We start from the raw sequence: 20,935 nt of genomic DNA on the forward strand, positions 1-20,935 counted from the left end.
GAAAAATAAAAAACGAGGAATTTCCTCGTTTTTACGCTTTTGGCATCGGCGTAGGTGTTGGTTTTGCATAGCCTTCTTTATATTTTTTGTCGATATAATTTCGGATTTCAAGGGTGGATTTTCCTTTTTGTTGCATGGATGCGGATTCGGCTGCAATTTCTAAACAGTTCATACATGTTGTTGCATGAGAATCCCAAACAACTTCGCCATTTGATTTGATCTCATGAATAAAGCAATTTTTATTGCTTTTATGTCCCACACTTTCACCACAACCGCAGTAACAAGGTATCCATTCTAATAGGTCAGCGTTTTTTCCCGCAGTAGCATAAATTTCTTTCATTTGCGGATCTAATTTTTCCAAAAAGGTTGGCAGTGTGTCAACTCCTTTTGTTGTTTCTTGGATATCACCTTGCTGTGAGTGAGAGGCATGTTCTTCTTTTGGTTCGGAAGATTGTTTCTTGTCTGCGGTACCGCAACCAGCAAGTATGAGGCTGCTTATTACAAATAGAGAGAATAGATACTTTTTCATATATTTACCCCTTTACTTTAATATTAGTTAAATTGTACCAAATTCTCTAGTTATATCCTATGTAAAAGTTTGATCCTGCTATTCCCAGACAGTAATATCTCGACCTCAAAGTTCGGCAGGAAGCAAAGAAGTTAGGTGAGGGCTAATAATCAGTGGGAGATGAAAAAAATCCTCACTGATCAAAGTTTTCCCTTATTTATTTTTTTTAGTCGTAAACAAATAGAGTGCCACAGGAAAAAGCAAGGAATATAGACGTATACGAGATACAAACCAGCTTTAGAAACGAAAGTATTGAGTGCATTTACGTTCTCTCGATTTGTAAATAATGAAGAAATGATCAATATGAGTATGATGGAAAATGGAGTAGTGATTTTAAAGGAATGCGGAAAGAGCGTTTCATTAGTAAGCGCAACATAATCTTCACCTCTTTCCCTTATATGGAATACTCTAGTTAGTTTTTTGGGAAGATCTTTTTCTATGTTTGTATAAAAGGTTAATATGCATGTTTAGTGGTAGAAAAGATAAGAAAAACGAGAAGCAGTTGCTCCTCGTTTTTCTCTGCCTACTCCGTCTTTTTTGCTTTCACAGACTGTATTAATTTGTGCATCTCTGCTCGTATATCTTCTTTTTTTACATTTAGTTTATCCGCGATTTGTTTTATATGCATACCATCTTTTTTCATTTGTAGTACATCATTTAGCGGTGTATTACTTTTTTGCGCAATGATGGTAAGAATTACAAGGTGGCGTAGATGAATATTATAATCTTTCATCGTTTTCTTCACTTGTTCGGGCGTTGATTTTTGCATCTCCGCTACTTTTTGAAGTAATGCTTCTTTCATTTCTTTACTCATATGATGTTTATGTAGTTTCTTTGGATCAACACCGAAATGTTTCGCTGTGTCTTCCCAAGATTTCGTTTGTTTATAGTATGCTAGTACGGTGTTAATATCTTGTTTAGTTATTTTTGCAAGGTGTGCTGCTTTCCAAATTTCATGCTTTTGATAACCTTGTTGTTCTAATGATTTTAGTTGCTCTTCTGAGATTAATTTATGATGCATCGTAATCTCTTTTGGTGTGGAAGCGGATGCTGGAAATACTACAATTCCGCATAGCAATGCTGCAGCCAAAAGACTTGAAATGAATTTTTTGTACATATATATTCCTCCTAATTGAATAAAATGGAAAACGTTACATGTAGCATGTCCCCAATCTGTGAAAAACTTGTGAACATTCTAAGTTTTTTTCTTCACAACATGAGGAGAAAATTTTTATTAGTTTTCTAACATAAAACATTGATTAACGGTAGAAAACTAAGTTATAATCGAAATTGATAATCTTTATCATTGAAAATAAATATCATGTATATAGATGAAAATAAGGGAGAGAGAAATGTGACTACATATACTTCCATTGCAAATGTTATTAAAGAGAGACGATCGATTCGTAAATTTACAGATAAAGCAGTAGCAAAAGAATTACTAATTGAATTATTAAATGACGCAACGTGGGCACCAAATCATCGCCATCGCGAACCTTGGCAATGTAAATTATTTATCGGAGAAGGACGTAAGACATTGGTAGAGGCTGTGTTAAACTCTTTCACAGACGAAGAAAGAGAAAAAAGAGGCCAAATATTATCGGATCGCTTTATGAGTACACCAGCTCAAATTGTTGTCTATATGGATGAAGATCCGCGCCAAGTACAGCGTGATGAAGACTACGCAGCGGTATGTGCATTTATGCAAAACTTCCAATTGCTAGCATGGGAACGTGGATTAGGAGCTGTTTGGAAATCAGGTGGATTGAATTACAATCCTATATTTATGGAAGGAATCGGATTAACAAAAGGACAGCGTATTGTCGGAATTCTTCATCTTGGTTATTTCGATAAGGCACCTGAAGGAAAAGCGCGTACGCCGATTACGGAGAAGTTAGAAGTGTTTGAAGGTTAATATATAAAGTGAAAATTTGATTAGTGGGGGTATCATTGTCCGCGAATAGCGGGATAAAGAGAGGCATTCTTGTTTTGGGACAAGAATGTCTTTTTATTATGCAATCAATCTTCATGAAAGCTTGTTTTCCTTCATACACTTTCATAAGGGAAAGTGTAAGGAGGGAAAAGATATGAGAAGTAGTGATGATAAAGCGCTGCAATATGCAATTGCCGAAATTACTGAAATTGCAACAGGGTTTGGACTTGATTTTTATCCGATGCGATATGAAGTATGCCCAGCGGAAATTATTTATACATTTGGTGCGTATGGGATGCCAACACGCTTTTCACATTGGAGCTTTGGAAAGCAGTTCTTTAAAATGAAGTTACATTACGATTTAGGGCTGAGTAAAATATATGAGTTAGTTATTAACTCCGACCCATGTTATGCCTTTTTATTAGATACAAACGCATTGATTCAAAATAAATTAATTGTGGCACACGTATTGGCACATTGTGATTTCTTTAAAAATAATATTCGATTCTCAAATACGAAGCGCGACATGGTAGAAAGTATGGCGGCAACGGCAGAACGAATTAAAGCATATGAACATAAGTATGGAAAAGATGAAGTAGAAACGTTTTTAGATGCTGTTTTGGCAATTCAAGAACATATTGATCCATCGCTTATGAGACCGAAGCTTGCTTGGAGTATAGATGATTTAGAAGAGGAAGAAGTAGAAACAAAACGAGCATCACAGTATGACGACCTATGGAACTTAGATGACCGAAATAAAAAACGAGAACGACCAAATATGAGAAAGAAAAAGAAAATCCCACCGCAGCCAGAGAAAGATTTACTCCTCTTCATTGAAGAATACAGCCGGGAATTGGATGAGTGGCAACGTGATATTTTAACGATGATGCGAGAGGAAATGCTGTATTTCTGGCCGCAGCTGGAAACAAAGATCATGAACGAAGGCTGGGCTTCGTATTGGCACCAACGCATCCTTCGTGAAATGGACTTAGGTTCAGATGAAGCGATTGAGTTTGCAAAGTTAAATGCAGGTGTTGTTCAACCATCAAAAACAAGTATTAATCCATACTACCTCGGCATTAAAATCTTTGAAGATATTGAAGAGCGTTATGACAATCCGACCGAGGAAATGAAACGCCGCGGTGTGAAACCTGGATCAGGGCGGGAAAAAATGTTTGAAGTGCGTGAAATCGAGTGGGACGTATCGTTCCTTAGAAATTACTTAAATAAGGATCTCGTTATGCGAGAAGATATGTACTTATTCCAGCGCCAAGGCAAGGAATATAAAGTCGTTGATAAAGATTGGGAAAACGTTCGCGATCAGCTCGTCAATATGCGCACAAATGGTGGTTTCCCGTATTTAGTAGTTGAAGATGGAGATTATTTGAAGAATGGTGAGTTGTATATTAAGCATTCTTATGAAGGAATAGAGCTTGATTTGAAATACTTAGAGAAAGTATTGCCATACATTCATCAGCTATGGGGAAGAACGGTGCATATGGAGTCGAGTGTGGAGAATAAAGGTGTTGTGTTTTCATATGATGGGAAGATGGTGCACCGGAAGTATGTGTGAAGTTACTGTTAAACAGTGGCTTCTTTTTTTGTGGATATTATTTACAAATAAAACAGAAACGAAGATGCAATTTTTTGTATAATAAGAATAGTTAAATGTTAAAGAATGTATACAACAAGAATCAACAGCGATTCTAAGGAGAAAGGTGGAACAGGTGAGTTGGTAAAAATCCAAGTGAGACCTGATACATTAGAAGAAATCGCAAGTTCTTTTGCACGAGCAAAAGAAGATAGTAAAAAAAGGATTCAAGATTTGACATTGACTATTTTTAATTTACAGATGCAGTGGATTGGAACATCGCAGCAACGATTTTATTCAGACTTTTTCGAAGCGAAAAAGCATATGGAATCATACATAAAACACTTGAATTTTACAGAATTAGAGTTAAGAAAAATTGCGAGAAAGTTCCGAGAGGCAGATGAAAAAGCATATGGGAACTATGATGTACTGGAGGAAATATGGACAGGTGTTCAAAGGGGAGCAGGTAAGGCAGTAGAAGATACTGTTGAAGGAGTGAAAGACTTTTTTGGAGATGTAAAAGAGTTTGCAGAAGATTTATGGACGGATCCTGAGGGAGTATATGAGGATATAAAAGAAGAAGTAAGTGATTTTATAGAGGATCCTTTCGGGAAACTAGAAGAGTTTGCAGATCATTCCGTTCAACAATTAACACAAACATGGAATGTATTATCGGATTCATTTATCCGCGATGTTATATATGGAGGTGCTGAGGATACTACGGCATGGTTTGCATATGCTTTGACGAGCGTAGGGCTTGGCGTAGCTGGAACAAAGGGGACAGGCGCTTTAAGGAATGGAGTTAGATGGGGTAGGGATTTACCTTCTATGTTTTCTTATGAAATGAGAGGTGGCTTGAGCCCTGCATATGGAGGGAATTCGTATCTGCGTCGTCCTAATATGGAATCTCCATCCAATGATACATTCCGATATTCAATGGCAGGAGTAAGTAGAGAATACAGTCACTTGAAAGATTTAGATAATTTTAAAGTAGGAACAAAAGAAGATGCATTGAAACATATTTTTCAAGGTGAATTGACGAAAAAAGGAAAAGCAATAGGGTTTCATTATAAAGGGACTGAAAATGCTCAGGGAAAGATTATTGGAGAAATAGAGGGACCGAACAAACAGGGGATTTATCAAGCTAATGTAGCAATTGATGGCAAATTAAAGAATGCTAAATCAACGTTTTTTCCAAAAGATTGGACTGAACAACAAGTAATTGACTCTATTAATGAAGCATTTAATAATAAAGAGTTATATAAAGGAAATCGATATATTGGAATTACTACTAATGGTATAAAAATAGAAATGCAAATTAAAAATGGAAAGATTACATCAGCGTATCCTATATATACCCCATAGAAAGGAAGGATCGATAGTGATATTAAAATATCCTTATAAAATTAAAATTCATGAAAAATTTGGTAGTGTTAGAGTGGAATTTGAAAATGAACAAGAACCAAAAAATAATGAATTGATTTCTTTGTTTTTTGGAAGTGATGTACAACCATCTATTGGCTCTGTTAAGGATACAATTGGAGAATTAGATTCTGTGCTTAATGGTAAAAAAGAAAAATTTGAATGTAGTTATAATGGGAGTTATATTGAAGTGGATAAACATCAGGTAATAATCGAAGAATTATTTCCAGATGATGATGATAATCCTTTAACATGTCAAATTGAAACAATTGAATTAAGAAAATTACTATTAATATGGTATCGAGCTGTTGTAACATATCAAAATAAACAAGGAGTAATAGAAATAAAAGAAAAAGAAGAAGCATTAGATTGGATTGAAGAGCAACAAAAAATCGGTGATAAGTTAGAAGAGAATTTGGAAAGATAAATTGCTTAAACAGAAGCAGAATAGAGATAGAAATGCAAAGTAAAAAAGGGAAATTATATCAGTAAATCCTGTATATTCATGATTTTGAAAGAGAGGAAAATTATGCAATTAAAATACCAATATCATTTTACTAAATTGGAACGATTTAATGATGTAATGATTGAATTAAACGAAAATGAGACATTATACAACCCAGATTTAATAACGATTTTCTTTAGTAGTGATATTCAAAGAGCTCATTCATCTGTAAAAAAAGCGATTGGAGAATTCGATAAGGTTTTAAGTGGAGTAGAAGAACAATTTCAATGCAGTTACAATGCAACGGACATTGAGATGGATCGATATAAAACAGTAATAGAGGAGCTGTACCCAGATGATGAAGATCATCCATTACAGTGTGAAATTGAAACAATAGAATTAAGGAAATTACTTTTAGTGTGGTTTGAAGAGTTGACCCAGTATAGATATACACGAGGAAAAATTAAAAAAAAAGAAAAAGAAATAATATTAAACTGGATTGAAGAGCAACAAAAAATCGGTGATAAGTTAGAAGAGAATTTGGAAAGTTAAATAAAATAAATAGCACCTTAACAATACGAAGGCTGGGCTTCGTATTGGCACCAACGCATCCTTCGTGAAATGGACTTAGGTTCAGATGAAGCGATTGAGTTTGCAAAGTTAAATGCAGGTGTTGTTCAGCCATCAAAAACAAGTATCAATCCATACTACCTCGGCATTAAAATCTTTGAAGATATTGAAGAGCGCTATGACAATCCGACCGAGGAAATGAAACGCCGCGGTGTGAAACCTGGATCAGGGCGGGAAAAAATGTTTGAAGTGCGTGAAATCGAGTGGGACGTATCGTTCCTTAGAAATTACTTAAATAAGGATCTCGTTATGCGAGAAGATATGTACTTATTCCAGCGCCAAGGCAAGGAATATAAAGTCGTTGATAAAGATTGGGAAAACGTTCGTGATCAGCTCGTCAATATGCGGACGAATGGTGGCTTCCCGTATTTAGTAGTTGAAGATGGAGATTATTTGAAGAATGGTGAGTTGTATATTAAGCATTCTTATGAAGGAATAGAGCTTGATTTGAAATACTTAGAGAAAGTATTACCGTATATTCATCAGTTATGGGGAAGAACGGTGCATATGGAGTCGAGTGTGGAGAATAAAGGTGTTGTGTTTTCATATGATGGGAAGATGGTGCACCGGAAGTATGTGTGAAAGCATTTATAGTTAAGTATTAATTAAAGTGAAAAGTAAAATATGCAATTTGAAAAATAACGGGGTAAATTTACCCCGTTATTTTTATCTATTTAATGTTATATTAAGAGTCGAATAGCCGAATTTGTTAAACAAGTATAAAAGATTTTGACCATCAATAAGCGTAATTGGCTTATCCTTTATAAATGCGACGGAGTCTTTTCCGAATGAACTTGTTGTTACTAAAATTCCCTTTGTTGCCCCTTCGTGAAGCATAGTTCCATATAAATCACGTACTGCGGATACAGGCACCGTCATATTATATCGTTTTGCCTGAATAATAAATTTACCACCTTTAATTGGATCAGGATCAAAGGCAATAGCATCTACTCCGCCATCGCGACTGGCTTGTGTCACTTTGACTTCGGCACCGTCTTCATTAAACATTTTTTCAAATAATTCTCTGACTAGATGTTCAAAGTCTTCCCAATGCATAGTAGCTAAGTTGTCTGCAGAAGTAAGATTAGCTAAAACCTCTTTTGATTCTACAAAACGTTTGTCAGTCGTTTGTAGAGTCATAATGGGTTTGACAGGAGCTAATGTTGTAAGCTTACCTGCAAATAATCCTTTTAGACTTTGAATACACTTTTTGTAGTCTACTCTGTCCAATTTTATGGATTCAAATTCTTCTCGGGATGCTTGTACAGAAATAATGCATGAGGTAGAATCATTCCCTGTTGCTTCGTCTATATAACTAATCCATCCATTAAATACAACAATATCTACATCGTTGTTATATACAGCTTCAAAAATTTCATGGATTGTTCTTAATGTTATTTGGAATACTACAGATTCATAAAATTCTTCAAACTCTTTCTTTTTCATTTCGACTGATTTGACTTCTTTTCTTGTAGCGATATATTTGTACTCAATAATATTGGGAATTGAAGCTGGATTAGGGAGTTTATATGATACAAGTAGTGTATTTAAATCTTTTCGAAACTGTACATCATATTCTTTCTCAATTCCATCAGGATAAAGAGAGTTCTCTAATACCACATTTACATATTTCTCAATTGCTTCAGATTCTCCTAATTCAAACTGTTTTTGCCAGTTCGTGATGCTGTCATTGTATTGTAGTTGTTCTAACTCAAATGTTTCTTTTTGATGAAGGTGTTCTTTGAGAGCATCTTCTTTTTGCTTTTCGTATGTATCATAGGCTTCATCGTATTCTTTCAAGGCTTTTTCATAAGCCTCTTTCGCCTGTTCTTCTAACTGAATTCTTTTACGTTTGAGAGGCGATATAAATTTCTCTAATATTCCTTCGGCTGGAACGTTATATGTTTGTTTGAAACTATCTAGACTAGGTTTTTGTGTATTAAAAGAATCGTGTACAAATGTTGGATAAGTGTCATACTTCTTTTGGGATTTCCAATCTAGGGTGTCGTCAACTTCTAGGGTAGTATTTAAAATATTTTGATACTCACTAATTACTTCTTGAGCAGCGATTGTGTCAAACTCTGTTTGCATTTTTATATCCTGAATCTTGTCTCGTTCACGCTGTTTCATTTCTGCCTGTGCCCATTTTTGTTCTTGCTCTTGTATCTTTAGATTCAATTCCCAAGAGGAGGCAGCTTTTATTAGTTTACTTTTTCTTAAATATTCATTACTAATGGTTTTTTGATAATGGTATCGATTTGCCATGCTTACACGCCCTTTACAAGTTCAAAATATCCTTTTCTATATTTTACCTGCATAACAAATTAGAGTAAAGATATGGAAGAAGGTGTGAAGTCAGTTTAGTGAGATTCTTAAAATAGTTCTCTTTTAGGAAGGAAACAGGTATGAAATATGATTAAATAACGTGAATTAGAATATTCTATAGAATAGATTTTAGAGAGTTTTGAAGGGTTCAGGCTCGATTTTTATCCGATGAGACATTAAGTTTGTCCTGCTAAGATTATATACATTTAGTGCATATGGAATGCCTACTCGTTTTTCACACTGGAGCTTTGGAAAGTAATTTTTTAAAATGAAGCTTCATTATGATCTAGGACTAAGCAAAATTTATGAATTGGTAATTAACTCGAATCCATGTTATGCGTTCTTATTAGATACAAATAGCCTTATTCAAAATAAGTTGATTGTTGCACATGTATTGGCACATTGTGACTTTTTCAAAAATAATATTCGATTTTCAAATACTAAACGAGACATGGTCGAAAGTATGGCTGCGACCGCAGAACGAATTAAAGCATATGAACACGAATACGGAAGACAGGAAGTTGAAAAGTTTTTAGATGCGGTACTGGCGATTCAAGAACACATTGATCCTTCATTGGTAAGAAATAAACTAGCGTGGACAATGGATGATATGTATGTGGAAGAAAAAGAAGAAAGAAGAAAAACAGATTACGATGATTTGTGGGGATTAGATGATGAGAAGAAAAAGAGAGAGTCTCCACTTATTCGTAAGAAAAAGAAATTCCCACCGCAACCAGAAAAAGATCTATTGCTGTTCATTGAAGAATATAGTCGTGAATTAGAAGAATGGCAGCGAGATATTTTAACGATGTTGCGTGAGGAAATGCTCTATTTTTGGGCGCAAATGGAGATGGGAATAATGAATGAGGGTTGGGCAAGTCTGTGGCATCAAAGAATTTTACGAAAAATGGATTTAACTTCAAGTGAAGCAATTGAATTTGCAAAATTAAACGCAGGTGTAGTTCAGCCATCTAAAACAAGCATTAATCCGTACTATCTAGGAATTAAAATGTTTGAACACATTGAAGAACGTTATGACAATCCGACTGAAGAAATGAAACGAAGAGGGGTTAAGGCTGGATCAGGTAAACAGAAGATTTTTGAAGTGCGTGAGCTGGACAGTGACACATCCTTCATTCGTAATTATTTAACAAAAGAGCTTGTAATGCGAGAAGATATGTACTTGTTCCAAAGGCAAGGAAAAGAGTACAAAGTTATAGATAAAGAATGGACACATGTACGAGCTCAGCTTGTAAATATGAGAACAAACGGTGGATTTCCATATTTGATGATTGAAGATGGCGATTACCTAAAAACTGGTGAGCTATACTTAAAGCATTATTATGAAGGAATTGAACTTGATTTGAAATATTTAGAGAAAGTATTACCTTATATATATCAACTATGGGGAAGAACAGTTCATATGGAATCCGTTGTGGAGAATAAGGGTGTTGTGTTTTCTTATGATGGGAAGATGGTGCATAGGAAGTATGTGTAAAAAAGGCAGTTATCTTGGATATGAAAAATCTAAGATAACTGCCTTTTTTCAGTATTTTCTTCTGATAAACAAGAGGATATTACTTATGTGTTATTCCTTTCAACTCTCTGTAAAATGCCTTGTATAAAAACTATTGCCCCTTTAATAATAATATTTTGAACTTCTTTCTTGGTTATAGATACTATATATGTATCCATATTTTCAGCCCCATTGTGTAGGTGGATAGTTTTGAAGTTCTTTCAGCTGGAATAATATTTATTATATCTTGTCCTTGTTCTCTCACAAAAGAAAACATCCAATAGACGCCTTCGTGAGTGAACATATTCCTTACTGTATTAAACATATTTGCTACCATTTCAACCGTTGTAGGCTGAGAAGGGCTACAACGGTTGAATATTACGAATTAATATAAGTTGATCTTCTTGTGAAATACAGTCTTAAAAAAAATCTTGAAAAGTATCCTTTCCCGATTGTATCTTCTCCATTTCGTTAGCTAACGTTATATGTCTGTAAAGTTGATGAAGAGCTCTTTTGGGTGCTGGATTAGAATGATTTTCACATATCAAGACAAAATCTATAGCTTCTTGTTTCGATTTAAAATAAGGATTACAAAAAGTAATTAATTCAGGTATCAATTTTTTAGCAAAGCCTCTGTATCCTCTTTAAAAAATGCACTTAATCCTTTGAACATTAATCTTAACCTCATTTATTTAATCTAATGGGGAACAACATGAAATAAACTTAAAAGAAATATACTAGATTGCTTCATCTTTACTTTGTATTATCATAGCCTTCTTATTTAAATCCGTTATCATTCTAGTTTTGACTTGAACTTGCTGATTTAGCGTGCCGTCTGACGTTACATCGAAAATTAAATTGTTTAATTGATTAATGTCATTTTCAGAATGATGATAAAATAAGCGATAATAAAGTAATTTAATCATAGCTGTTTCTTTAATAAGTTTTGATTTATTATTTTTTAAAAATTGTTTCATAAATCCAATATAATTTTCTAATCTGAGATCGCTGTACAAGCAAATTAACATAAACTTTTCAAAATCAGTATCTACTTCTTCTATAACTTCCGCTATAATTTTTTTTAATTTAGGTGTTCCTAAGCTATCTAAAATAGAATGCTGCATAATAATAGGTATACCGGTCTTTAAAATATATTCATATTTCTTCAGCATTTCTTTTTCAAGTTCTTCCCCCTGCATATCATCTGCAATCTTATCTAGTACAGCCTTATATAGTACGCCAATAAGCTTAGTAAATCGGTTTATACTCTTTTTTACAGCTTCTTTTTTTACTTTTTTCTCTACGAGCTCTAAGTTTTTAACTAAACTAGAATATAACATCAGATTGTCCATGAATTCAATTTCAGATGCACGCTTTCTATGTTGAGTGGAACTATCTATTTCTTTGGGTGACTTTGGTACATCGCTCGATTTTTTTACATCTAAAATTTCATCTTGTTGTTCTTCAGTCATTGTAAACTCACTTAGCATTTGTTTCAGCTCTTCAGATTTAAGTTTTTCTGACACGATTGCATCGATAGGTAAATTACCGATCTTTTCTATGTCTATTATCTCATCTATAGCTTCAAAAGATTTCATTAAGCGTTCTTCAAGAATCTCTAAAATACCATGACTATTCTTCCTTGTTAATCCTGCTAGGTATATTATTTCATTCTGATATAATAAGTAATAAGGCTCTGAAAGAATTTTGTCACGAAACTCCTTATTCTCTTCCATCAACATATACTTGGCTACAAATAACTCATAAAAACATTGGAAACGGAAAAATACTTTACCATTTCCACGTACTAAAATACCTTTTTTAAAAAAGACGGATTTGAATTTTTCTAGCGGTGCATCTAGCCCCTTACTTTCAAAATAATCGATTGTGAAACGCCCAAATTCTAATTCCTCCAAGTAATAATTTTCTTGCATGGTCATTTCTGCCGCGAAACATGATAAATAGTCAATTTTAATTGTGTAATCCAAAGTTTCATATTTTACTTCATCAGTATGTAGTTTTTCTAATAATATTTCGATAAAGCGATCCACAAGAGATGCTTCATTTATTGGTATAAATTGTGATTGCTTTTCAATAATACTCAACAACAATTAAATATTAAGGGGAGTTTTAGGTAACCCCACCGTTGTAATTATTTTGGTGATTCTATCCAAGATGATATCGTGGTCAATATGGTTTTGTGGAAACCAATTTTTAATTAACTTACGTGTTTGATTTCTTGTATATGAATATACATAATACGTTTCAAAATTATTAGATATAATGGGCGTTTCTTTTATTTTAATTGTTTCAAGTACATCTTCATCCATACTCAAAATTACTTTTATATTTGGATAGGTTTTCATAAATTCATCAAGTTTACTAAGTTTCTTGTCATTTTGGCACTCAAAATCATCAACTAATAAAACAATGTTTTCGGAAGCTAATAATTCTTCAAAATCAACATTAGTCACGTTATACTCTTGGAAATAGTTAGAAACAGCTTTTTCAATTATATTTCTACCTTGAGGTAATTCATTGAAATTTAAAAATATTGGTAATTTCAATGAACCTAAATATTCATTGAAATAATAATAACCAATGTAGTTTAATAATGTAGTTTTTCCTATTTCTTTTTTCCCTACGAAAATTAAATTTTGATTTTGAGACAAAATCGTCTGTAATTCTTCGAATGTCTCTGGATTTGTTTTCCCAAAGCTTTCAGGTTCCTTAGATAATAAAGGTGAAACATAAATATCTTTCAAGTGTTTCGGTGCAGATGTATCAATTGAAAGTGATGTAATCAATTTCTCATTTAAACTTTGAATGACACCTTCTTTCATACGCATCTTTATTTCAATTTTTTTTTTTTGTATTAACTCTTGTACTAATTGTTCCTCACTAGTGTTATTTCTAGTAGGAATTGTATATCGTACTTCCCCGTTTTCAACAAAATTCAAAGCTTTATCAAATTCACGTCTTTTATCATAATACTGGCGTAGTAGCATATGAACTTCGCCAGTGTCTGTATCATAGGTTGTTAACGCATAACCGTTAAATTCCCTACCTTCGAAGATTGCTCCACAACGATAAAAAATTGTAGTGTGTACCGTGTTTACAATCTGGTTAGGATCATGAGCATGTAGATGACCATGGAAAACCATATCAAAATTTTCAATTAGCATTGACTGAATGGACTCTTTATCAAAGTCTTTTAGCCAATCCAATGGATGATGAAACATAGCAATTTTAAGATCTACATCACTCAAATCATTTAAGGCATTATCAATTTGTCTTTCCCCAATTAATAATTTACCTCTATCATCATCCCCCCCGAATGCACACCATGAAGAGTTTAAGCATGCAATTCCTATTCTAAATCCGTTTTTTTCAAATACATATGTAGAATAAAGATTGTTTCGAGAAACTTCATATTGGTTACCTTTGTCATAAAATAATTCAAGAAATTGATAATAATCTTCTAATCTTCTAAATAATACATCTTTATTTCTTCTTTCATCATCAATAAAAGTATTCAACTGGTCACGGTTGAGAAACTTGTCACTTAAATTACCATCAACATAAGGATCAATCTTATCCCTATTAACATCATGATTCCCTGGAACGAAGAATATATTGTCCTTATCTTTGTTAATACTAGACAACAATGGATTGATAAACTCAGTTTCCGCAATATCGTACTCATAATTCCCATCTAGTCCCTGAGAACCATTGTTAATAAGATCACCGTTAAATAGAACGAAGTCAACATCTTTATCCAGCTTTTGAACATCCTTGAAAAAAGCATTTAAAACAATTTTGACATCCTTTAATCTTGATTTGGAAATATGTAAATCAGAAACATTTAGAAATGTAATCTTCAAAATTTGTTCCTCCTCATGATATTAAAAATCAAATTACCCAAAGAAAAATTTGAATTTTGAGGTGAATTTATGGAATTTGAAAAAATTATTAAGTTGTTGAAAAGAATAAAAAGTAAAGAAGCTCAGAGCTTATTATTACGACAATTAGAAAAAAAGATTCCTGATGAATCTAAGCAAATATAAATCTATCCGTAAGAAAATATAAATCTATCCGTAAGAAAATTATACCTCATAAGGGATTTTTTCCCATCGTAATCTATGGAATAAGATACATCTTCTATTACTACTTAGTTTTCTTTATTTGATTGAATTTTCATAATGTAATCATCGAAATGTATTGTGAATAAGCATCTTAATCATATGAAGGCTGGGCAAGTCTGTGGCATCAAAGAATTTCGAAAATTCAATGGACTTAACTTCAAGTGAAGCTATTGGATTCGCAAAATTAAACGCAGGTGTAGTTCAGTCACCCGAAACAAGCATTAATCCATAGTATCTCGGAATCAAAAATTTTTAACACATCGAGGAACAACGGTAACAATCGATCCGAAGGAATGAAATGAATGGATATTTTATGATGGATGAGGACGAATAAAGAGTTGAATTTAGAGCACCTTAGCAGAACGAAGGCTGGGCTTCGTATTGGCACCAACGCATCCTTCGTGAAATGGACTTAGGTTCAGATGAAGCGATTGAGTTTGCAAAGTTAAATGCAGGTGTTGTTCAGCCATCGAAAACAAGTATTAATCCATACTACCTCGGCATTAAAATCTTTGAAGACATTGAAGAGCGCTATGACAATCCGACCGAGGAAATGAAACGCCGCGGTGTGAAGCCAGGATCGGGTCGGGAAAAAATGTTTGAAGTGCGTGAAATCGAGTGGGACGTATCCTTCCTTAGAAACTACTTAAATAAGGATCTCGTTATGCGAGAAGATATGTACTTATTCCAGCGCCAAGGCAAGGAATATAAAGTCGTTGATAAAGATTGGGAAAACGTTCGCGATCAGCTCGTCAATATGCGGACGAATGGTGGTTTCCCGTATTTAGTAGTTGAAGATGGAGATTATTTGAAGAATGGTGAGTTGTATATTAAGCATTCTTATGAAGGAATAGAGCTTGATTTGAAATACTTAGAGAAAGTATTGCCATACATTCATCAGCTATGGGGAAGAACAGTGCATATGGAGTCGAGTGTGGAGAATAAAGGTGTTGTGTTTTCATATGATGGGAAGATGGTGCACCGGAAGTATGTGTGAAAGCCGCCTCACATGAGGTGGTTTTTATTTTTGATGTTTTGCACCTATTGAGGTGATTTCTTCTTTAATAATAGGATTAATTATAGAGGGATTTCCTACATTTCCTAACATTGTTTCAATTTTGTGAACAAGTAGAAATATTGAGCTCCAAATATTGCACTAATGTTTTTTTACATTTATTATATACCTATACGGGTATACGTAATTTAATCTTGCTGCATTTATCCCGCTATCGGTAGGCGGTAAGACCCTCACCTCAAAGTTCAGCAAAAAGCAATGAAGTTAGGTGGAAGATAAACTGCCCGTAAAAGCCCGATTGGTGAGGGCTAATAATCAGTGGGGGATGAAGAAAACCCTCACTGATTAAAGTTTCACTTTATATCTCTGTGTGTAAAAATCAAAACACGAAGGGAAAAAAATTGAAAATGATTGAGGAGGTAAAAGAAAGATGAGTAAAAAAATCCTTGTAGTTGGTGGAGTTGCTGGTGGAGCATCAGTTGCAGCGCGTCTCCGTCGTTTAAGTGAAGATGATGAGATTATTATGTTTGAGCGCGGAGAGTATATTTCGTTTGCCAACTGTGGACTGCCATATTATATCGGCGGAGTCATTCATGAAAGACAAAAGCTGTTAGTGCAAACAGTAGAAAAAATGTCAAAGCGTTTTAATTTAGATATTCGTATTTTAAGCGAAGTCGTGAAAATTAATAAAGGAGAAAAAACAATTACTGTTAAAAATGTAGTAACAAATGAAACGTATGAAGAGTCTTATGATATTCTGATTCTCTCACCAGGTTCTAAGCCAATTTTCCCGCCTATTCCAGGTATCGAAACAGCAAAAGCGTTGTTTACATTACGAAATGTACCTGATACAGATCGTATTAAAGGATATATTGATGAAAATAAACCTCGTCATGCCACTGTAATTGGTGGAGGCTTTATTGGAGTTGAGATGGCTGAAAATTTGAGAGAAAGAGGAATTGAAGTAACACTAGTGGAAATGGCAAATCAAGTGATGCCACCAATTGATTATGAAATGGCAGCATATGTACAAGAACATATGGAAAACCATGGAGTTCAGCTCATTTTAGAAGATGGAGTAGATGCTTTTGAAGAAGATGGAACAATTATTCGCTTAAAAAGTGGTGCGAAAATTCATACAGATATGATCATTCTTTCTATCGGTGTTCAACCTGAGAGTAGTTTGGCTAAAGATGCTGGTCTTGAACTGGGAGTTCGAGGCACAATTAAAGTAAATGAAACACTACAAACTTCTGATTCATCTATTTATGCCATTGGCGATGCGATTGAAGTCAAAGACTTTGTGACTGAATCAGAAACAATGATTCCACTAGCGTGGCCAGCAAATCGTCAAGGTCGTATGTTAGCGGATATTATTCATGGTAATACAGAATCTGTATATAAAGGAACAATGGGTACATCGATTGTGAAAGTATTTGAATTAACGGTAGCTTCAACAGGAGTAAACGAGAAAGTATTAAAACATTTAGGTATACCCTATGAGGTAGTTCATGTACAAGCAAACTCTCATGCTGGTTATTATCCAAATGCATATCCAGTGTTATTAAAACTCATTTTTAATAAGGAAACAGGAGAAATGTATGGAGCGCAAGGCATAGGACGTGATGGAGTCGACAAGCGTATTGATGTTATTGCAACAGCAATGAAAGCAAAACTAAAGGTAATGGATTTACCTGATTTAGAATTAGCATACGCACCACCGTATTCTTCTGCTAAAGATCCTGTAAACATGGTGGGGTATGTGGCAACCAATATAATTGAAGGTCTTGTGGATACCGTACAATGGCATGAGATCGATGATATCGTCGAAAAAGGTGGATATTTAATTGACGTGCGTGAACCATATGAATTAAAACAAGGAATCATTAAAGGGTCTGTCAATATTCCATTAGATGAACTACGGGAGAGATTAGATGAAATCCCAATGAATCAAGATATATATATTACGTGTCAACTTGGTATGAGAGGGTATGTAGCGGCACGTATGTTAATGGAGAAAGGGTATAAAGTAAAGAATGTAGATGGTGGTTTTAAATTATATGCGACTGTTTTGTCTATGAATGTTTCACATTAAAAGTCATTCTGTTTTTTTGTTTAGAATACATGATCAATTTTTAAAAATTAGGGTTTACAAAATACCCCTTGAGGTATAATGTAAGAGATGAGTTCAAACAAGGACTTCACTCAAAAATTGATTTTGACATGATCATAAGTAATGTAATTATATATCTATAAAAGCATTTGGAGGTAGAGAATTGGAATACAGTGAAGATGTTAAAAACCGTCTCAAGCGAATTGAAGGTCAAGTTCGTGGTGTTCTTCGTATGATCGAAGAAGGTAAAGAGTGTAAAGACGTGATTACACAGTTAAGCGCATCAAGATCTGCAATGGATCGTACAATTGGGTTAATTGTAGGAATGAACTTAGAAAAGTGTTTGCGAGAACAATTTAAAAAAGGCGATATGTCAAATGAAGATTTAATAAAAGAAGCTGTACAGCTTCTTGTAAAAAGTAGATAATCTGTCAAACGAATGCGTTGACAGATTTTAAAAATAATATCAATATACCCATACGGGTATGAGTATAAAGAACGGAGGATATAAATCTAAATATAAGTTTACAAAGCAACTTACGGAAGGAAAAGAGCAAATGTTTCAAGTATTCCTGAACTCGTAGATATGGCCAAAGAGTTAGGTATCAATATGATTGTGTGTCAAATGACAATGGATGTGATGAACTTGAAAAAAGAAGACTTAGTAGAGGATATTGAAGTTGGCGAAGCCATCACATATTTAGAGTTCGTAAAAGATGCGGAAGAAGTCGTATTTTCTTATGAACGACTTGTAGAAGGAACAGTGATTGCAGTTGGAACAACAAAAATTGACATTCAAGTGATCTATTCACCAGGACATACAATTGGAAGTACATCATTCATTATAGATGGTTTCTATCTTCTATCAGGTGACATTCTATTTGTAGATTCTATTGGTCGTCCAGATCTTGCAGGTAAAGCGGAAGATTGGGTAAGTGATTTACGTAATACTTTATATAAACGTTATAAAGTATTATCCCAAGATTTAATCGTTTTACCAGCTCATTATTCTAAAGTGAGTGAAATGGATGAACAAGGCATGGTTAGCGCAAAATTAAAAGATTTATTTGTACAGAATGCGGGATTAAATATTGAGGATGAGGCAGAGTTTCGTAGAACAGTTACAGAAAATTTACCACCTCAACCAAATGCATATCAAGACATTCGTCAAACAAATATGGGGAAAATCAATCCAAGTGAAGAAGAAAAACGCGAAATGGAAATTGGACCAAATCGCTGTACGGTTCACGAATAAATCAAAAATAAACATACTATCGGGGGTATATAAAATGGATGCAAAACAAGTATTAGACACAAAAGGATTAGCATGCCCAATGCCAATCGTAAGAACAAAAAAAGCGATGGATGCTTTACAATCTGGAGAGATTCTAGAGGTTCATTCAACAGATAAAGGAGCTATAAAGGATATTCCAGCTTGGGCACAAGCTGGCGGACATGAAGTATTACAACATATTGAAGAAGCTGGTGTGCTAACATTCTGGATTAAGAAAGCGTAAGAGAAAGAGGCTGCTCTATGAATACATCAGCTTAACACAATGTATATGTAAATGATAAAAGGTTGTGTTCGGAGTAAAGTATTGTGATTAGAACCTTTTGAATCATGTTAAGTCGATAGCAACTCCATGATACAAGTAGTGAAAAAATTATGTAGAAGTAAAATATTAGAAATGTATGCAACGTAATGATGAAAAGTGAACAACAAAGGATTGGAGGTCATGTTGTATGAGTACGAATATGGCATTGAATATCGTTTTCATTGTACTTATTTCTTGGTTTATTGTATCTCGTTTTTTACCAGTTAAGGGAGTAAGAAATATAAATGGAAAAGAACTCAAAGAGGAGATGAATAAAAAGAATAAACAATTTATTGATGTTCGTACACCAGGAGAATTTAAAGGTAATCATATTCACGCTTTTCGTAACATTCCATTGAATGAGCTAGTACAGAAAGCAAATAATTTAGATAAAACCAAAGAAGTGGTAGTAATTTGCCAGAGTGGAATGAGAAGTAAACAAGCAACAAAAGTATTAAAGAAACTAGGATTTAAACACATTACAAATGTTTCAGGCGGTATGAATGCTTGGAACTAAGGAGGCATTACAAATGAAAGAAATTACAGCTAAAGAATTAGAAAATAAACTTATGAATGATGAAGAATTAAACATGATTGACGTGCGTGAAGTAGAAGAAGTTACAGAAGGAAAAATTCCAGGAGCGCTTCATATTCCACTTGGCTTATTAGAGTTTCGTATGCATGAATTAGATAAAAACAAAGAGTATATCATGGTATGTCGTTCTGGTGGCAGAAGCTCGCGAGCAGTTCAATTTTTAGAGAGTAATGGTTTTCTAGTTATTAATATGAACGGTGGCATGTTAGCTTGGGAAGGAAAACTAGAATAATAGTCAAGTGTATGAAAAATGATATGTATAAATACAAATTAAAAAACCGACATAAACCCCTTCTTTTTAGGTGGGAGAGAGCATCCGGCCATGCATAGAAGCGGTCAGATCCTTTTCCTGCCCCATGCGAAGTGAAAACAAAGAGAGAAAACGAGTGCAGGTCACCTTTTATTATCCATAGCCGCGGCTTATATGTCGAAAAATCAAAATGGATTTATATGAAAGAAAATGCAAAGACTCTCAGGAAAGAAAGGACTTTGCACGAACTATTGATTACCACGTGGGTATGAGTGGAAACGGGAGGGGTTATCATGGGACAACAGAAAAAGACAACAATTGTATTGTTTAGCGGAGATTATGATAAAGCGATGGCAGCGTATATTATTGCAAATGGTACAGCAGCGTATGATCAAGAGGTTACGATTTTTCATACATTTTGGGGACTTAATGCGCTTCGTAAAGATGAGCATGTCCCTACAAAGAAAAATTTCTTAGAAAAAATGTTTGGAAAAATGATGCCTCGTGGTGCTGATAAGATGAGCTTATCTAAAATGAATTTTGCTGGTATGGGACCGAAAATGATTAAGCATGTGATGAAGAAACACAATGCAATGCCTCTACCAGGTTTAATTGATATGGCAAAAGAACAAGGAGTTAAACTGGTAGCTTGTCAGATGACAGTTGATTTATTAGGGCTAAAAGAAGAAGAAATTATGGAAGATGTAGAATTTGCAGGAGTGGCAGCGTATTTAGCAGATGCTTCTGAAGGAAATATAAATTTATTTATTTAAATTTTAGACTTAAAAAAAC

The 20,935-nt window shown here is 34.2% G+C and carries 16 protein-coding genes and 5 pseudogenes; 16 read left to right on the top strand and 5 right to left on the bottom strand.

The features are described 5' to 3' along the window. Window positions 1-31 precede the first annotated feature (31 nt). Together QRE67_RS04245 and QRE67_RS04255 are read right to left on the bottom strand one after the other, a co-directional pair. The gene (locus QRE67_RS04245; protein ID WP_286123680.1) at window positions 32-529 is read right to left on the bottom strand and encodes a PCYCGC motif-containing (lipo)protein; all 498 of its coding nucleotides are present in this window, start codon (window positions 527-529) and stop codon (window positions 32-34) included. Window positions 530-1,091: 562 nt separating this feature from the next. Next, window positions 1,092-1,685, bottom strand: coding sequence for a hypothetical protein (locus tag QRE67_RS04255; RefSeq protein ID WP_286123681.1), 594 nt, complete (start codon window positions 1,683-1,685; stop codon window positions 1,092-1,094). 237 nt (window positions 1,686-1,922) lie between these two features. Between QRE67_RS04255 and QRE67_RS04260 the strand changes: the two genes are divergently transcribed. The 6 genes and pseudogenes from QRE67_RS04260 to QRE67_RS04285 form a co-directional block, all read left to right on the top strand. Beyond that, entirely contained in the window at window positions 1,923-2,483 is a 561-nt protein-coding gene (locus QRE67_RS04260; protein ID WP_286123682.1) for a nitroreductase family protein, read from the top strand. A gap of 172 nt (window positions 2,484-2,655) precedes the next feature. After that, entirely contained in the window at window positions 2,656-4,074 is a 1,419-nt protein-coding gene (locus QRE67_RS04265) for a SpoVR family protein (protein WP_286123683.1), read from the top strand. A 159-nt stretch (window positions 4,075-4,233) separates the two neighbouring features. Next, window positions 4,234-5,457, top strand: a complete 1,224-nt coding sequence (locus tag QRE67_RS04270) for a WXG100 family type VII secretion target (protein ID WP_286123684.1) — start codon at window positions 4,234-4,236, stop codon at window positions 5,455-5,457. A gap of 16 nt (window positions 5,458-5,473) precedes the next feature. Next, the gene (locus QRE67_RS04275) at window positions 5,474-5,941 is read left to right on the top strand and encodes a hypothetical protein (RefSeq protein WP_286123685.1); all 468 of its coding nucleotides are present in this window, start codon (window positions 5,474-5,476) and stop codon (window positions 5,939-5,941) included. Window positions 5,942-6,043: 102 nt separating this feature from the next. After that, complete coding sequence (locus QRE67_RS04280; protein ID WP_286123686.1) at window positions 6,044-6,511, top strand: hypothetical protein; 468 nt, start codon at window positions 6,044-6,046, stop codon at window positions 6,509-6,511. Between the two features lie 27 nt (window positions 6,512-6,538). Then, a pseudogene (locus QRE67_RS04285) lies at window positions 6,539-7,171 on the top strand (SpoVR family protein); the annotation flags it as partial. An 84-nt stretch (window positions 7,172-7,255) separates the two neighbouring features. Here QRE67_RS04285 and QRE67_RS04290 read toward each other — a convergent pair. Continuing rightward, entirely contained in the window at window positions 7,256-8,854 is a 1,599-nt protein-coding gene (locus QRE67_RS04290; RefSeq protein ID WP_286123687.1) for a restriction endonuclease, read from the bottom strand. 186 nt (window positions 8,855-9,040) lie between these two features. Between QRE67_RS04290 and QRE67_RS04295 the strand changes: the two are divergent. Further along, window positions 9,041-10,412: pseudogene (locus QRE67_RS04295) on the top strand (SpoVR family protein). A 755-nt stretch (window positions 10,413-11,167) separates the two neighbouring features. On the opposite strand, the gene QRE67_RS04300 reads toward QRE67_RS04295, so the two are convergent. Both QRE67_RS04300 and QRE67_RS04305 read right to left on the bottom strand, forming a co-directional pair. Further along, a complete protein-coding gene (locus tag QRE67_RS04300; protein WP_286123688.1) occupies window positions 11,168-12,481 on the bottom strand; it encodes an STAND family AAA ATPase in 1,314 nt (437 codons plus the stop codon). A gap of 60 nt (window positions 12,482-12,541) precedes the next feature. Then, window positions 12,542-14,314: a metallophosphoesterase gene (locus QRE67_RS04305; RefSeq protein ID WP_286123689.1), complete on the bottom strand. Its 1,773-nt coding sequence runs from the start codon at window positions 14,312-14,314 to the stop codon at window positions 12,542-12,544. 362 nt (window positions 14,315-14,676) lie between these two features. On the opposite strand from QRE67_RS04305, the pseudogene QRE67_RS04310 reads away from it, so the two are divergent. The 9 genes and pseudogenes from QRE67_RS04310 to QRE67_RS04350 form a co-directional block, all read left to right on the top strand. Then, window positions 14,677-14,804 (top strand): annotated as a pseudogene (locus tag QRE67_RS04310) (SpoVR family protein); the annotation flags it as partial. Between the two features lie 132 nt (window positions 14,805-14,936). Next, window positions 14,937-15,572, top strand: a pseudogene (locus tag QRE67_RS04315) (SpoVR family protein); the annotation flags it as partial. Between the two features lie 448 nt (window positions 15,573-16,020). Then, entirely contained in the window at window positions 16,021-17,685 is a 1,665-nt protein-coding gene (cdr, locus tag QRE67_RS04320) for a CoA-disulfide reductase (RefSeq protein WP_286123690.1), read from the top strand. Between the two features lie 181 nt (window positions 17,686-17,866). Next, window positions 17,867-18,130 (top strand): metal-sensitive transcriptional regulator, encoded by a 264-nt coding sequence (locus QRE67_RS04325; RefSeq protein ID WP_286123691.1) that lies wholly within the window; start codon window positions 17,867-17,869, stop codon window positions 18,128-18,130. 132 nt (window positions 18,131-18,262) lie between these two features. Continuing rightward, window positions 18,263-18,958, top strand: a pseudogene (locus tag QRE67_RS04330) (DsrE/DsrF/DrsH-like family protein); the annotation flags it as partial. A 34-nt stretch (window positions 18,959-18,992) separates the two neighbouring features. After that, the gene (locus QRE67_RS04335) at window positions 18,993-19,220 is read left to right on the top strand and encodes a sulfurtransferase TusA family protein (protein WP_286123693.1); all 228 of its coding nucleotides are present in this window, start codon (window positions 18,993-18,995) and stop codon (window positions 19,218-19,220) included. 226 nt (window positions 19,221-19,446) lie between these two features. Then, window positions 19,447-19,815 carry a rhodanese-like domain-containing protein gene (locus QRE67_RS04340; protein ID WP_286123694.1) on the top strand — a complete coding sequence of 123 codons (369 nt, stop codon included), beginning with the start codon at window positions 19,447-19,449 and terminating at the stop codon, window positions 19,813-19,815. A 13-nt stretch (window positions 19,816-19,828) separates the two neighbouring features. Further along, entirely contained in the window at window positions 19,829-20,125 is a 297-nt protein-coding gene (locus QRE67_RS04345; RefSeq protein ID WP_286123695.1) for a rhodanese-like domain-containing protein, read from the top strand. A 311-nt stretch (window positions 20,126-20,436) separates the two neighbouring features. Then, a complete protein-coding gene (locus QRE67_RS04350) occupies window positions 20,437-20,916 on the top strand; it encodes a DsrE/DsrF/DrsH-like family protein (protein WP_286123696.1) in 480 nt (159 codons plus the stop codon). Window positions 20,917-20,935 lie beyond the last annotated feature (19 nt).

The organism is Bacillus sp. DX3.1, from assembly GCF_030292155.1.
Classification (GTDB): Bacteria; Bacillota; Bacilli; order Bacillales; family Bacillaceae_G; genus Bacillus_A.

What these genes read in the sequence shown, in the direction of transcription:
- QRE67_RS04340 (WP_286123694.1), top strand. Translation starts at nt 19,447, where the DNA reads ATGAGTACGAATATGGCATTGAATATCGTTTTCATTGTACTTATTTCT.
- cdr (WP_286123690.1), top strand. Translation starts at nt 16,021, where the DNA reads ATGAGTAAAAAAATCCTTGTAGTTGGTGGAGTTGCTGGTGGAGCATCA.
- QRE67_RS04280 (WP_286123686.1), top strand. Translation starts at nt 6,044, where the DNA reads ATGCAATTAAAATACCAATATCATTTTACTAAATTGGAACGATTTAAT.
- QRE67_RS04265 (WP_286123683.1), top strand. Translation starts at nt 2,656, where the DNA reads ATGAGAAGTAGTGATGATAAAGCGCTGCAATATGCAATTGCCGAAATT.
- QRE67_RS04290 (WP_286123687.1), bottom strand. Translation starts at nt 8,854, where the DNA reads ATGGCAAATCGATACCATTATCAAAAAACCATTAGTAATGAATATTTA.
- QRE67_RS04255 (WP_286123681.1), bottom strand. Translation starts at nt 1,685, where the DNA reads ATGTACAAAAAATTCATTTCAAGTCTTTTGGCTGCAGCATTGCTATGC.
- QRE67_RS04350 (WP_286123696.1), top strand. Translation starts at nt 20,437, where the DNA reads ATGGGACAACAGAAAAAGACAACAATTGTATTGTTTAGCGGAGATTAT.
- QRE67_RS04335 (WP_286123693.1), top strand. Translation starts at nt 18,993, where the DNA reads ATGGATGCAAAACAAGTATTAGACACAAAAGGATTAGCATGCCCAATG.
- QRE67_RS04245 (WP_286123680.1), bottom strand. Translation starts at nt 529, where the DNA reads ATGAAAAAGTATCTATTCTCTCTATTTGTAATAAGCAGCCTCATACTT.
- QRE67_RS04345 (WP_286123695.1), top strand. Translation starts at nt 19,829, where the DNA reads ATGAAAGAAATTACAGCTAAAGAATTAGAAAATAAACTTATGAATGAT.